Source organism: Burkholderia sp. LAS2 (assembly GCF_018417615.1).
GTDB classification, from domain to species: domain Bacteria; phylum Pseudomonadota; class Gammaproteobacteria; order Burkholderiales; family Burkholderiaceae; genus Burkholderia; species Burkholderia sola.
Genome location: NZ_CP071053.1, coordinates 198,287 through 210,529 on the forward strand (window position 1 = coordinate 198,287; position 12,243 = coordinate 210,529).

Genomic DNA, 12,243 nt, shown 5'->3' on the forward strand with positions numbered 1-12,243 from the left:
AAGCGATGATCGATCTGGCTTTGCCGCGGCCGGCGCGTTTCGCCGGCCGCGTATTCGTCGCCGTCGTGCTGGCCGCGCCGCTCGTCGCGCATGCGCTGCCCGGCTACGACGACGTGCGCCGCAACTGGCGCAGCTCCGACTGGGTGCTGCTCGCGCGCGACGGCACGCCGCTGCAGCGTACGCGCATCGACCGCACCGAACGGCGCGGCGACTGGGTGTCGCTCGCCGACGTATCGCCCGCGTTCCGCGAGGCGATCGTCGTGTCCGAGGACAAGCGCTTCTACGAACACAGCGGCGTCGACTGGCGCGGGATTGCCGGCGCGGCATGGGGCAACCTGTGGAACGAGCGCACGCGCGGCGCGTCGACCGTGACGATGCAGCTCGCGGGCCTGCTCAGCGATTCGCCGCGCCGCTCGGGCCAGCGCTCGCTGCCGCAAAAGGCCACGCAGGCCGTGAACGCGCTGTGGCTCGAACGCAGTTGGCGCAAGGACCAGATCCTCGAGGCGTACCTGAACCTGGTGCCGTTTCGCGGCGAGACGATCGGGCTCGGCGCGCTGTCGCAGGTGCTGTTCGGCAAGGCGCCGTCGGGCCTCGACGCGCGCGAGGCCGCGATCGCCGCCGCACTCGTGCGTGCGCCCAACGCGGCGCCCGCGAAGATCGCCGAACGCGCGTGCCGGATCCTGCGCGACATGCAGGCCGCGCAGGCGTGCGCATCGCTCGACGGCTACGTGCAGCTCGTCACCGCGCGCCCGGCCAACGCCGTACGCGACGACGGCGCCGCCCTCGCCCCGCATTTCGCGCGACGCATCGCGGCCGAGGTCAAGCCGGCGGCCGGCGCGCAGATCCGCACGACGCTCGATGCGCCGCTGCAGCGCTTCGCGCGCGACACGCTGATGCGCGCGCTGACCGAACTGAACGCACCCGCGCATCGGCGCAACGTGCAGGACGGCGCGGTCGTCGTGATCGACAACGCGACCGGCGAGATCCGCGCGTGGGTTGGCTCGTCGGGGGCGCTGTCGAGCGCGCGCGACGTCGATGCCGTGCTCGCGCCGCGCCAGGCCGGCTCGACGCTCAAGCCGTTCCTCTATGCGCAGGCGATCGACGAGAAGCGGCTGACTGCCGCGTCGCTGCTCGACGACGCGCCGATCAACCTCGCCGCCGGCGGCGGCCTCTACATTCCGCAGAACTACGACAAGGATTTCAAGGGCTGGGTGAGCGTGCGCAGCGCGCTCGGCGGCTCGCTGAACGTGCCGGCCGTGCGCACGCTGGTGCTCGTCACGCCGCACCGCTTCGCGCGCACGCTGACCGCGCTCGGCCTGCCGCTCGCGCAGGAAGGCGATTACTACGGCTTCAGCCTGGCGCTCGGGAGTGCGGACGTCACGCTGCTGTCGCTGACCAATGCATACCGCGCGCTCGCGAACGGCGGCGTCGCGCGCAAGGTCGTCGACCTGCCCGCCACGGCGCCGACGCCGGCATCCGGCGCATCCGGCGCCTCGGCGCCCGCGCGGATGGACGCCGGCACGCGCGTGTTCAGCGACGCGGCCAGCTTCGTCGTCACCGACATCCTGTCCGACAACAACGCACGCGTGCGCACGTTCGGCTTCGACAACCCGCTCGCGACGCGCTTCTTCTCGGCGGTCAAGACCGGCACGAGCAAGGACATGCGCGACAACTGGACGATCGGTTTCACGTCGCGCTATACGGTCGGCGTGTGGGTCGGCAATGCGGACGGCTCGCCGATGTGGGACGTGTCGGGCGTCACGGGCGCGTCGCCCGTGTGGTCGGCCGTCGTCGGCTACCTGCATCGCGACCTGCCGAGCCGTGCGCCGCGCGCGCCGGCCGGCGTCGAGACGCGCCGCATCGCGTTCGAGCGCGACATCGAGCCGGCCCGCAACGAATGGTTCATCGCGGGCACGGCGGTCGACACGATCCGGCTCGCGGCGCCCGTCGCGCCAGGCAAGGACGGTGCGCGTGCGCCGCTGACGATCGGCGCGCCGACCGACGGCACGATCTTCGCGATCGACCCCGACATTCCGCCGAAGAACCAGCGGATCTGGTTCGAGCGATCGGCCGGGCACGCGACGAAGTTCGCGTGGCGGCTCGACGACAAGGTGATCGGCCATGCCGATCGCGTCGCGTGGCTGCCGTGGCCGGGCCGACACCGGCTCGAACTCGTCGATGCGCGCGGCAACGTCGCCGACGCGATCGGCTTCGAGGTGCGCGGCGCGTTCGCGAAGCCGGGTGCGCGCAAGCGCTAAGGCGGTGAGGCGGTCTTATCGGCCGGCCGTATTCGCTTTCCCCGGATCACGACATAGAATGACAACAGCGCCGCATTCCCCCACGCGCACCGGTTGCCTCATTCTCTCGGATTGCCCGCGACCATGAACATTCGCCTTACGCGCTTCACCCGCCCCGCGCTGGGCGTTTTGTGCGTCGCAACGCTCGCCGCCCTCTCCGCCTGCAACGGCGAGGCCTGCTTCGGCGTCGACGCGTGCTTCAACGACAACACGCAAACCGTCTCGCTGTCGGGCACGGCCGCGACGGGCGACGCGCTCGCGAGCGCGCAAGTCACGGTCAACTGCGCGGCGGGCTCGGCAACGACGCTGACGGACGGCGGCGGCAACTACCATGTGACGCTCAACGCGGCGCTGCCATGCGTGATCACCGTGGCGTCGGGCGGCGCGAGCCTGCATTCGCTCGCCTATGCGGGCGGCACCTTCAACACGACGCCCGAGACCGAGCTGATGCTCGTCTATCTCGCGGCGCAACTCGGGACGAACACGGCCGGGCTGATCGGCAATTTCCAGGGCACCCTGCGCTACCAGCGGGCGATGAACAGCCCGGACACCGTGCAGGCCGCGCAATCGGCCGTGGTGACGAACCTGCAGCAGCGCTATGCGGTCACGCTCGCCGCGCCGGCGTTCCTGACCACGTCGTTCGTGGTCGGGCAACCGGGCGTCGACAGCGATCTCGTCGCGCTGGGCAAAGCCGGGGCGATCGATTCGAACGGACTGCCGGATCCGGTGGCCGTGTCGCTGTTGCAGCAGGCCGGGGCCGCCCATCCGCTGTAAGCGATGCGAGGGGGACGAGAATCGGCCGTCAGGCGCCGGCTTCGTGCGCGTCGTCGGCCAGCAACGCCCAACGCTCGTGGTCGCGCCATTCGCCGCCGATGCGCAGATAGCGCGGCGAAAATCCCTCTTGCCGGAAACCGAGCCGTCGAACCAGCGCGATCGACGCATGGTTGCCGGGCTGGATGTTCGCTTCGAGCCGGTGCAGCCCAAGTTCGCCGAACGCGACGTCGATCGCCGCGCGCAACGCGTCCGTCATCAGCCCCTTGCGGCTGAAATCCGCCATTCCGTAGTACGCAAGATAAGCGCTCTGAAACACCCCGCCGACGATCTCGTTGAGATTCACCACGCCGACCACCGCGCCCGACGCCCGCTCGCGCGCGACCAATCCGACGTTCGGCCCCGTCAGGCAGCGGGCGAACCATTGATCGAACCCGGCCTGGTCGATGAACGAATCGACCCACGGCAGATGATGGCTCCGGTTCGCGCGGTTGCCGGCGATCAGATCGGCGGCGTCGGACCGGGCGACGCGATTCAGCAGGATCCGGTTCATGAGTCGATCACCATCCGCGCTTACGCCGCCTCCCCGCGCCCGCACACCACCGGCGCCGCCTGCTGCTGCGACAGATACCGCAGCAGCTTCGTCACCATCCACACGACGATGAACGACAACGCGACGAAGAACACCGCGAGCGGCGTCAGCACGTGAATCGACACGAAACCGGCCAGACCCATCATCGCGGACGACACGAGCAGCAGCGCACAGCCGAGAATCGCGCTCGTCAGGCCGGCGATGTGCGGAAACAGCGAATTGCCCTTGGCCATCAGCGTCGGATACATCGCGCCCGCGCAGAAGCCCATCACGAGCACCGGTGTCGCGAGCGTCCACACGCGCAGGCCGACGGTCAGCGCCAGCACCAGCATCGCGATCGACGCGCCCGCCATCACGCGCGCGCCGATACGCAGCCGTTGCTCGGCGCTCGGCAGCCCGCGGCCGTGAATCCGGTTCGACAGGCCGCCGAGGAAATACATGAGGCCGATGCCGAGCGCGAGATACCCGAAGAAGGTCGGCGGCTTGTGCAGCGTGGTCTGCACCATGAACGGCCCGACGATGTTGAACACCAGCAGGATGCTGTAGCACAGCCCCTGGGCGAGGAAACAGCTCTGGAACACCGGGCTCGTCAGCACCTTGCCCGTGTTCGCCATCAACGTGCGCGGCTCGAGATGCACGGGCCTCGGCAAGGTTTCGCGGTAGCGCCACAGCAGCGCCCACATCGCCAGCGAGTAGACCAGCAGGAACACAAGGCATGCGCGCCAGCCGAACCATTCCTGCAGGTGCGCGCCGATCACCGGCGCGATGATCGGCGCGAGCCCCCACGCGATCGACATGTAGGTGAACGCGTGCATCAACGCCTGGCCGGAGAACGAATCGGTGATGATCGCCTTCGCCAGCAGGTTGGTGGTCGCGATTCCGAAGCCCTGCAGGCAGCGCGCGAGTATGAACGTCTCGAGGTTCGACGCGCCCAGCGACAGCAGACAGCCGATCGTGTAGATCACGAGCCCGAACGCAAGCACGCGCTTGCGTCCGTAGGCGTCCGCGATCGGCCCGAAGATCAACTGGCCGAGCGCGTAGGCCGCCATGTAGCCGGACACGCTCGACTGGATCGCCTGCGGCGTGGTCGCGAACGAACGGGCCATGTCGGGCAGCGCGGGCACGTAGATATCGATCGCGAGCTGGCCGGCGGACGCGAACAGGCAGATCAGGAACAGCAGGAAGCGCGGCGAATTCGACTCGCGCGCGGGAGTGGGCGTGGCGTTCATGAGGACCGGGAAGGAGGTCGGGCAGCAGTGCCGCACCGCAGTGTTCGGATGTCGAACATGCGTGCGGTGGTGGCGAATTCCGTATTGTGCCCGTTGTTGCACCGGGCGACAGGATTACCCTGGCGCGGGCGAGGTTGAATGCCGATGGCGGCGCATCATGGAATGCGCGGATCGGGCCGACCGACGGCAGTTTTAATGTTGATTTAAGCCGACGGTCGCATTGTCTCGGATGGCTCATTCCGTGAGCCGTACGTCATTGTTGATTCAGTCTCGTTTGATGGAGATACGAAGATGCGATTCCGTTCGTATATGGCGGCGGGCGCGCTGGCGCTGGTGCCCGTGTTCGCGCTGGCCGGGCAGGCCGGCGCGGCGGCGGCCGCCCAACCGATGCTCGTCAATGTCGACGGGCAGGCCGTGCCCGTGAAAGCCGAAACGCGCGTCGTCCAGACGGCCGTCGGCCCGATGAAGGTCAGCACGTGGCGCTGGCGTAGCCCGCAAGGCGGCGCGAGCTTCGAGATGCAGACGTCGTCGTCGGGCGGCGTGCCGCCCGCGGCGGCGTTGCGGCAAATACAGGCCGCGCAGTACCGGATGCAGGCGGCGCAGGCGCAGATGGTCGCGATGCAGCAGCAGATGATGGCGCTGCAGCACATTGCGCTCGCCAACGCGTTCGCGATGCCGATGCCGCAGCCCGTCGGGTTCGCGATACCGGCGTGGGTCGCTCCCCAACCGGTGCTCGTCATCGCCCCGGCACGGCCGCCGATGCCGTCGGCGGCACCGGCCGCACCCGCCGCGCGCGGCCCGGAGATCAAGGCCTGACGCGCTTCGCGCCGCTCGGCGCTCTGCGCTCGAACCGCCGGCACCTGCCGGCGGTTTTTCGTTGCGACGGCCGAATCAGTACTGCGCCTGATCCGTCGGATTCCTGAACAGCTGCTTCATCTCCGCCGACAGCGGATAGTTGAGGCTCACGCCCTTCGGCGGAATCGGCTGCATGAACCACTGGTCGTACAGCTTCTCGGCCGCGCCCGAGGTTTGCATCTTCGCGATCACGCCGTCGACCACTTGCTTGAACGCCGGATCGTCCCTGCGCATCATGCACGCGTAATTTTCGTGGACGAGCGGCGTGCCCGCGACCGTATACGCACCCGGATTGCGGTCCTTCGCGATCTCGCCGTACAGCAGCGGTTCGTCCATCACGAACGCGACCGCGCGCCCGGTCGTGACGTTCATGAACGCTTCGGCATGATCCTTCGCGCTGATGATCGTCATGTTCATCGCCTTCTCTTCGTTGAGCTTGCGCAGCAGACGTTCGTCCGACGTGCCGGCCGTCGTCGCGACCGTCTTGCCGGCCAGGTCCGCGAAGTCCTTCACGCCCGAATCCTTGCGCGTGCTGAAACGGATGCCGTACAGAAAGATGCTGTTCGAGAACGCGGCCTGCCTTTGCCGTTCGAGCGTATTCGTCGTCGACCCGCATTCGAAGTCGATCGTCCCGTTCTGCAGCAGCGGAATCCGGTTCTGCGACGTGATCGGGATTTCCTTCACCGCGAGGTTCGGCAGGTTCAGATCGGTCTTCAACCGGTCGATGATGCGCGACGCGATGTCGCGCGAATAGCCGATGTTCTTCTGCTGGTTGTCCGAATACGAGAACGGCACCGACGATTCGCGGATACCCAGCGACACGACGCCCGTGTCCTTGATCTTCTTCAGCGTACCGGTGAGGGCCTGCGCGTGCGCGGTGCCCGCCAGCGCGCAGGCGAGCGCAACGGCCAGCCAACGAAAGCGGCGATCCATGCTTTTCTCCTGACGTAACGTTGATCGAATCGCGATCGTACGCCCAACAAAATTCGCGCCGCATCGGGGAAAGCGTCAAGCGGCCGCTGTCGCGGCCTCACCGAGAAAATCGTTTCCGCGGCGCGCAAAAGCGCCTGTGCCGAACGTTTCGCCGGGTCGACCGCCTGCAATCTTGCACCCGATGAACAGATCACTCGTTCCAAACGCGCGTTCATGCTGCAAGACAGCATCGCAATCGTTTGCGTCTCGCCCCTTTTTCACACAAAACATATTCAAGAAGCCGCCTCATCAGCCGTTACCCAATGCATGGCGCGTCGCAGCAGCGCTGCGTGCGCCGAACAAAAACAAGGTCCGGTGTGCGCCGGACCAGGCACCACCGCCGGCACGACGGTTATCTTCGAGGATCGACTTTCAACATGAAAGCCAAACGCTTCAATTTCGCGCTGGCGCGCCCCGCCCATGCGCGCATGCTCGCCGGTATGCTGTCCGCCGCCGCTCTCCTGCCCCTCGCCGGTTGCGGCGGAGGCGGCGGCGACGGCAGCAACCCTTCTTCGTCCAACGCGTCCCCCGCACCGACACCGGCCCCCGCTCCGACGCCCGCTCCCGCACCCACCCCGACCGCCCCGCCCACATCGTCCGGCGGCAATGCGTGCACGTCGCAGCAGGCCGCCGTACAGATGGCCGCGCAGACCGCACCGGTCGAGCCGCCGGTCGATCACCTCATCGTCAAGCTGAAAACGCTGACGGCCACGCGCGCGATGGCGACCATCGACAACGGCTCGCGACTCGATGCGGTGATCCAGCGTGCAATGACGCGCTGGACGGCGCCCGTGACCGGCAACGCACGCGCGTACGCGAGCACGGTCGGGCAAACGCCGGTGAACGTGCAGGTCGAACGAACGATCTCGAGCGGCGCGGCCGTGCTGTCGCTCGGTCAGCGCATGGCCGCCGCCGATGCCGCCGCGCTCGCCCAGGCGTTCGCGGCCGACAGCGATGTCGACTACGCGGAGCCGGATCACCCGATGCAGATCCGCGACACGCCGAGCGATCCGCTCTACAACCAGCAGTGGTACCTGTCCGACCCGGCCGCCGGCATCGACCTGCCACCGGCGTGGAACGTGACCAAGGGTTCGCCGACCGTCGTCACGGCCGTGCTCGATACCGGCTATCGGCCGCACGGCGATCTCGTCGGCAACCTGCTGTCCGGCTACAGCTTCATCAGCAACGTCAACACCAGCAACAACGGCTTGACGCGCGGCCCGGACGCAACCGATCCGGGCGACTGGGTCACGCAGCAGGAAATCGACAACGTCAACGGCCCGTACTATCACTGCGCAAGCCAGCCGAGCAACAGCAGCTGGCACGGCACGCGCGTGATGGGCGTGATCGGCGCGACCGCCAACAACGGCACCGGCGTCGCCGGCGTATCGTGGCTCGGCCAGATCCTGCCCGTGCGCGTACTCGGCAAGTGCGGCGGCGTGACGAGCGACATCGCGGACGGCATGCGCTGGGCAGCCGGCATCAACGTCGTCGGCGTACCGACGAACCCGCGGCCGGCGAAGATCATCAACCTGAGCCTCGGCGGGGTCGGCGCCTGCAGCACGACGTTCCAGCAGGCGATCGACGACGTGACCGCGAAGGGCGTGACCGTGGTCGTCGCGGCCGGCAACGACGGCCTGTCGACCGGGCTCGACCAGCCCGCCAACTGCCGCGGCGTGATCACCGTCGCCGCGACCGACGCGACGGGCCGCCGCGCGTCGTTCAGCAACTTCGGCGCCGACGTCGCGCTGAGCGCGCCGGGCGTCAACATCCTGTCGACGTCGAACACCGGCACGACGACGCCGGGCTCGGACACCTATGGCCCCGCGAACGGCACCAGCCTCGCGGCGCCGCAGGTGACGGGGGTCGCCGCGCTGATGCTGTCGGTGAACGGCAACCTCACGCCCGCGCAGATCCTGCAGAAGCTGCAAGGCGGCACGCGCGCGGCGAAGCTCGCGGCCGGCACGTCGTGCACCGCGCTGCCCGCAGGCTCGGGCATCCTCGATGCAGGGGCCGCCGTCGCGACTGCGAACCAGTAACCGGCGCCTCGTTCGACACGGCCGCGCGCATGCCGACATGGGATGCGCGCGGCTGTTTCGTGACGGGCTGTCGCACACGCCTGCGAACGCGCACTGGCGCGATCGATTATCTCGAAATAACGCCTGACAAAAGGGTTGACGCTTCGCACAGCGAGCCATTACCATCGCCCCCGTCTAGTTACATGGAGTGTTCTGTGAACACCGATGCGAGTTGTAGTTGGTGCATCACCAACTTGACTGCTGCCTGAGGAAAACGCGCAGAGCCTCGTCTTCTGCCGCATCCCGGGAAGCAGGATGCGGCGCCCTTCCGGCCTGACTATCGGCCAGATCTCCCGCCCGAATTTTCGATGTTGTCGAATGCACGCGACGCGCCGTCGTGCGCGTGCGTTCGCGTTGCGCGCGGCGCCAGCCGCGTGCGCCCGCCGTTCGCGTGCCGTCCGGCCGCGCGCCTCGTTGCGCGCGCCGCTGCCGATCGCCCGTGCCGACTATCCGCAACCGACAGGAGTGCAGATGAACTCAGACGACAGTAGTCGATTACCGCTCGCCGGTGCAACGCTGCGCATCGACACGCCGTCCGCATGCTGCGCGCCGGCGAGCGTTCCCGCCTTTACCGACCCACAGCCGATCGCGCCTGACGCGACGCGGCGGGGAGCGCTCGTGCGTCGATAACGTCACGGCCGCTCCCCGCCCGCCGCCTCGTGCGCAAGGAGCGACTCATGACGACACGACACAACACCTCGCACAAGAAACAGCGCGGCTTCATCAAGGCCGGCGCAGGCCAGCAGAACGACCCGCGCATCATGCGCGCCGCGCAGGAAGCGGCCCGCCCGCTCGAAGACACGCTGAAGTCGCTGCGCACCAGCACACGCGGCCTGACCTACGACCAGGCCGCCGACCGCCTGCAACGCTACGGCCCGAACGAAATCGCGCACGACAAACCGCCGCACTGGACCCGCCAGTTGCTGCTCTCGTTCCACAACCCGTTCGTCTACGTGCTGCTGGTGCTGGCCGCCATCAGCTTCTGCACCGACGTCTACTTTGCGGCGCCCGACGATCGCGATTACGTCGGCATGACCATCCTGCTGACGATGGTCACGATCAGCGCGCTGCTGCGCTTCGTGCAGGAATTCCGTTCGCTGCGCGCAGCCGAGAAGCTCAAGGCGATGGTCCGCACGACGGCGACCGTGCAGCGCGCGGTGACCGACACGTCGGAGCCGGCGCGCCGCGAGGTGCCGATGCGCGAAGTGGTGGTCGGCGACATCGTGCATCTTTCCGCCGGCGACATGATCCCCGCCGACGTGCGGCTGCTCGCGTCGCGCGACCTGTTCATCAGCCAGGCCGTGCTGACCGGCGAGGCGCTGCCCGTCGAGAAGTACGACACGCTCGGCGCGGTGGCCGGCAAATCCGCGAGCACGCAAGCGGCCGGCGCGGCGAACGACGCACCGGCATCGCTGCTCGATCTCGAGAACGTCTGCTTCATGGGCACCAACGTCGTCAGCGGCACGGCGACGGCCGTCGTCGTCGCGACCGGCGAAGATACGTACTTCGGCTCGCTCGCGCGCAACGTCGTGAGCCACAAGCGCATCGAGACGAGCTTCGACCGCGGCGTCGCGAGCGTGAGCTGGCTGCTGATCAAGTTCATGTTCGTGATGGTGCCGATCGTATTCATGATCAACGGCCTGACCAAGGGCGACTGGCTGAGCGCACTCACGTTCGCGCTCGCGGTGGCCGTGGGCCTCACGCCCGAGATGCTGCCGATGATCGTCAGCGCGAACCTCGCGCGCGGCGCGGTCGCGATGGCGCGCCGCAAGGTCGTCGTCAAACGGCTGAACTCGGTGCAGAACTTCGGCGCGATGGACGTGCTGTGCACCGACAAGACCGGCACGCTCACGCAGGACAAGATCATCCTCGAACACCACCTCGACCTGTCCGGCCACAAGAACGAGGACATCCTGCGGCTCGGCTGGCTGAACAGCTTCCACCAGAGCGGCCAGAAGAACCTGATCGACATCGCGGTCGTCGCGCGCGCCGACGAGATCGGCGACCGCGTGAAGCCGCGGGGTTACAAGAAAATCGACGAACTGCCGTTCGATTTCGTGCGGCGGCGCCTGTCGGTCGTCGTCGAGGATACGCACGGCACGCATCTGCTGATCTGCAAGGGCGCGGTCGAGGAAATGCTGGCGGTGTCCACGCACGTGCAGGATGAAGACGGCGTGCGCCCGCTCGACTTCGTCGCCCGCAAGCGGCTGCTCGAACAGGCCACCGCGTACAACGAGGACGGCTTCCGCGTGCTCGTGCTCGCGACGCGCACGATCCCGCGCGGCGACGAACGCGCGCAATACCGCACCGCCGACGAGCGCGACCTCGTCGTGCGCGGCTTCCTGACCTTCCTCGATCCGCCGAAGGAATCGGCCGCGCCGGCGCTCGCCGCGCTGCGCGAGAACGGCGTCGCGGTGAAGGTGCTGACGGGCGACAACCCGACCGTCACGATGAAGGTGTGCCGCCAGGTCGGCCTCGAGCCGGCCAAGCCGATGCTCGGCACCGAGATCGAAGCGCTCGACGATGCAACACTTGCGCAGGCGGTCGAACGCACGACCGTGTTCGCGAAGCTCACGCCGCTGCAGAAGGCGCGCATCGTCAAGGCGCTGCAGGCGAACGGCCACACGGTCGGCTTCCTCGGCGACGGCATCAACGACGCGCCCGCGCTGCGCGACGCGGACGTCGGCATCTCGGTCGACAGCGGCGCCGATATCGCAAAGGAAACCGCCGACATCATCCTGCTCGAAAAGAGCCTGATGGTGCTGGAGGAAGGCGTGATCAAGGGCCGCGAGACGTTCGGCAACATCCTGAAGTACCTGAACATGACCGCCAGCTCGAACTTCGGCAACGTGTTCTCGGTGCTCGTCGCCAGCGCGTTCCTGCCGTGGGAGCCGATGCTCGCGACGCAGCTGCTCGTGCTGAACCTGATCTACGACACGTCGCAGATGCTGCTGCCGTGGGACAAGATGGATCCCGAGTTCCTGAAGAAGCCGCGCAAGTGGGAAGCCGGCAACATCGGCCGCTTCATGCTGTGGGTCGGGCCGACGTCGTCGGTATTCGACATCACGACGTACATCCTGATGTGGACCGTGTTCGGGGCGGGCGCGCTGTATCACCTGAACGGCGGCGCGAGCGGCCAGATCGTGATGAATTCGGGCTGGTTCATCGAGAGCCTCGTATCGCAGACGCTCGTCGTGCACCTGCTGCGCACGCAGAAGATCCCGTTCCTGCAGAGCACCGCGTCGCTGCCGGTGCTGCTGTCGACCGTCACCGCGATCGCGATCGGCTGCTGGCTGCCGTTCTCGCCGTTCGCGGACGCGATCGGCTTCATGCACCTGCCGGGCACCTACTGGCTCTGGCTCGCCGCGACGATGGTCGGCTACATCGTGCTCGCGCAAATCGTCAAGACGATCTACGTGCGTCGCTACAAGCAGTGGTTCTGATGTCGC

Annotated in this window: 9 protein-coding genes; 6 read left to right on the forward strand and 3 right to left on the reverse strand. The window is 67.7% G+C overall.

The genetic code is table 11. The annotated features are described in order from the left end of the window. The first annotated feature begins 5 nt into the window (after positions 1 to 5). The gene (pbpC, locus tag JYG37_RS21240; RefSeq protein WP_050012794.1) at positions 6 to 2,258 is read left to right on the forward strand and encodes a penicillin-binding protein 1C; all 2,253 of its coding nucleotides are present in this window, start codon (positions 6 to 8) and stop codon (positions 2,256 to 2,258) included. A 123-nt stretch (positions 2,259 to 2,381) separates the two neighbouring features. Next, a complete protein-coding gene (locus JYG37_RS21245; RefSeq protein ID WP_124554950.1) occupies positions 2,382 to 3,071 on the forward strand; it encodes a hypothetical protein in 690 nt (229 codons plus the stop codon). 28 nt (positions 3,072 to 3,099) lie between these two features. Here JYG37_RS21245 and JYG37_RS21250 read toward each other — a convergent pair whose 3' ends face one another. Next, a complete protein-coding gene (locus JYG37_RS21250) occupies positions 3,100 to 3,621 on the reverse strand; it encodes a GNAT family N-acetyltransferase (protein ID WP_089489434.1) in 522 nt (173 codons plus the stop codon). A 20-nt stretch (positions 3,622 to 3,641) separates the two neighbouring features. After that, a complete protein-coding gene (locus JYG37_RS21255; RefSeq protein ID WP_124631075.1) occupies positions 3,642 to 4,889 on the reverse strand; it encodes a multidrug effflux MFS transporter in 1,248 nt (415 codons plus the stop codon). 291 nt (positions 4,890 to 5,180) lie between these two features. Between JYG37_RS21255 and JYG37_RS21260 the strand changes: the two genes are divergently transcribed. After that, positions 5,181 to 5,705: a hypothetical protein gene (locus tag JYG37_RS21260; RefSeq protein ID WP_176015774.1), complete on the forward strand. Its 525-nt coding sequence runs from the start codon at positions 5,181 to 5,183 to the stop codon at positions 5,703 to 5,705. Positions 5,706 to 5,780: 75 nt separating this feature from the next. On the opposite strand, the gene JYG37_RS21265 is transcribed toward JYG37_RS21260, so the two are convergent. Continuing rightward, entirely contained in the window at positions 5,781 to 6,677 is an 897-nt protein-coding gene (locus JYG37_RS21265; RefSeq protein WP_089489435.1) for a glutamate/aspartate ABC transporter substrate-binding protein, read from the reverse strand. Positions 6,678 to 6,890: 213 nt separating this feature from the next. Between JYG37_RS21265 and JYG37_RS21270 the strand changes: the two genes are divergently transcribed. The 3 genes from JYG37_RS21270 to mgtA all read left to right on the forward strand — a co-directional run bounded on the left by JYG37_RS21270 (position 6,891) and on the right by mgtA (position 12,237). Next, positions 6,891 to 7,097, forward strand: a complete 207-nt coding sequence (locus tag JYG37_RS21270) for a hypothetical protein (protein WP_124631073.1) — start codon at positions 6,891 to 6,893, stop codon at positions 7,095 to 7,097. Then, the gene (locus JYG37_RS21275) at positions 7,094 to 8,755 is read left to right on the forward strand and encodes a S8 family peptidase (protein WP_124653196.1); all 1,662 of its coding nucleotides are present in this window, start codon (positions 7,094 to 7,096) and stop codon (positions 8,753 to 8,755) included. Before JYG37_RS21270 ends, JYG37_RS21275 begins: the two co-directional genes overlap by 4 nt. 716 nt (positions 8,756 to 9,471) lie before the next feature. Then, positions 9,472 to 12,237, forward strand: a complete 2,766-nt coding sequence (mgtA, locus tag JYG37_RS21280; protein WP_124631071.1) for a magnesium-translocating P-type ATPase — start codon at positions 9,472 to 9,474, stop codon at positions 12,235 to 12,237. The last annotated feature ends 6 nt before the right edge of the window (positions 12,238 to 12,243 follow it).

Excerpts from the sequence above, each read along its gene's own strand:
- JYG37_RS21245 (WP_124554950.1), top strand. The coding sequence starts at position 2,382 with ATGAACATTCGCCTTACGCGCTTCACCCGCCCCGCGCTGGGCGTTTTG.
- JYG37_RS21255 (WP_124631075.1), bottom strand. The coding sequence starts at position 4,889 with ATGAACGCCACGCCCACTCCCGCGCGCGAGTCGAATTCGCCGCGCTTC.
- mgtA (WP_124631071.1), top strand. The coding sequence starts at position 9,472 with ATGACGACACGACACAACACCTCGCACAAGAAACAGCGCGGCTTCATC.
- JYG37_RS21260 (WP_176015774.1), top strand. The coding sequence starts at position 5,181 with ATGCGATTCCGTTCGTATATGGCGGCGGGCGCGCTGGCGCTGGTGCCC.
- pbpC (WP_050012794.1), top strand. The coding sequence starts at position 6 with ATGATCGATCTGGCTTTGCCGCGGCCGGCGCGTTTCGCCGGCCGCGTA.
- JYG37_RS21265 (WP_089489435.1), bottom strand. The coding sequence starts at position 6,677 with ATGGATCGCCGCTTTCGTTGGCTGGCCGTTGCGCTCGCCTGCGCGCTG.
- JYG37_RS21270 (WP_124631073.1), top strand. The coding sequence starts at position 6,891 with ATGCTGCAAGACAGCATCGCAATCGTTTGCGTCTCGCCCCTTTTTCAC.
- JYG37_RS21275 (WP_124653196.1), top strand. The coding sequence starts at position 7,094 with ATGAAAGCCAAACGCTTCAATTTCGCGCTGGCGCGCCCCGCCCATGCG.
- JYG37_RS21250 (WP_089489434.1), bottom strand. The coding sequence starts at position 3,621 with ATGAACCGGATCCTGCTGAATCGCGTCGCCCGGTCCGACGCCGCCGAT.